Source organism: Rhizobium phaseoli (assembly GCF_003985125.1).
GTDB lineage: Bacteria > Pseudomonadota > Alphaproteobacteria > Rhizobiales > Rhizobiaceae > Rhizobium > Rhizobium phaseoli.
In genome coordinates, this window is the sequence record NZ_ML133639.1 from 1 (window position 1) to 1293 (window position 1293).

Below are 1293 nucleotides of genomic sequence, written 5' to 3' on the forward strand. Positions count from 1 at the left end.
GGGCGGCGATCAGGATGAGACGCGCGCGACAATCTGGATGAGATTCTTATGTCGCGGTCGGGATGAAGTTATCATGTTGATTGTCGCTGGCAAGAGCTTCATCGTGGTCTGATTGCCGCTCCGCGACAAACTGTGCGGTGCCTTTGATTGTCGCGAATGAGGCTGGCCTGCCGCGCCGGCGTTTGACCCCCATGGGTGGAACGTCGTCGATAGCTTTCAACGTTCATTTCGAATGATCGTTGCGTGATGAACAAGTCGGTCCACCGCGGCACCCGCCCGCAGGCATTAGTTGCAGGATACGGGGTCGGCATCGAGTACCCAACTCACACGTTGGCTCATGATCGCCGCATGAAATGCATCCGGCGCCATGGGGGGGTCGTCCGGGCCTGAAGCCATAGTAGAACCCGCAAAGGATAGGCCGTCATCGACGGCACTAAGCACTTCAGCGACCGCGCCAGCATCCTTCGCACCCGAGGCTCTTCCCGCATCCGTATCTGTCTACACTTCAGATGCGACAGCCGTCGCCTCTTGGGATGCTGGCCAAACGTCACGTTTTGAAGGAAGACGGACGACGTGCACATTCGATGTTGCCCCGGCACTGGGGATCGTCTCATCTGGGTTGGCGCGCTGCACGTGGCCGCGTAAAAACGGATTCTCTCTCAACGGTTTGGTGCTTTTTCAAGAACCACTGGCATCTATTGCTCGATCCATCTCCACCCTATTGCAGGAAAAGGTAAATGTCGTTCTCCATGCCTGATGGCCCCAGAGTGGCCGTGTAGGGCACACCATGGATAGTGATGCTGGTCTGGGGTTTGTCCGCGCTCGGCAGCAACTCAAGCCAGGACATCGCAAGCCGAAGGCCAGCCTGTGCCGGTTGATTGCGGTGTTGCCAGCTCGGAGGGACAGCTCCTCCCAAGTCGTCCACAGGCAGCGTGTACTGTGGGGTGCCGAAGATCGATGCCCCCAAGCTTTGCTCCCATGGTGCGTCTGGCGGATTGACGCTTTGCACCGGTGAATAGGCGGCTGACGGCAAATCCTGCCGGAAGGTCGCTGTATTCCAGCTATCGGGAAGCTGGCCGGGTTGACCCACTCCATGCCAAAACTCTGCGGGATCGGCGATCTGTGTGGAGGACTCCGGTTCAGCCGCCGCAGCCCCCGCTCGAGCACTGTTGGTCGCGGTGCTCAGACGTCGTTGGAGTTGCTCCCGATCGGCGACGAGGTTGTCGAGGTGCAGCACGGCTGGCCGGTCTCTTCGCGCCAGACGTCTAACGAGCGCCCGCGTGCCGTCAACCA

General features: G+C 59.8%; 2 pseudogenes. Both read right to left on the reverse strand.

The window, feature by feature from the left end:
* Window positions 1-46 precede the first annotated feature (46 nt).
* A pseudogene (locus tag EFD56_RS33800) lies at window positions 47-270 on the reverse strand (hypothetical protein); the annotation flags it as partial.
* Between the two features lie 448 nt (window positions 271-718).
* A pseudogene (locus EFD56_RS32495) lies at window positions 719-1293 on the reverse strand (Ulp1 family isopeptidase); the annotation flags it as partial.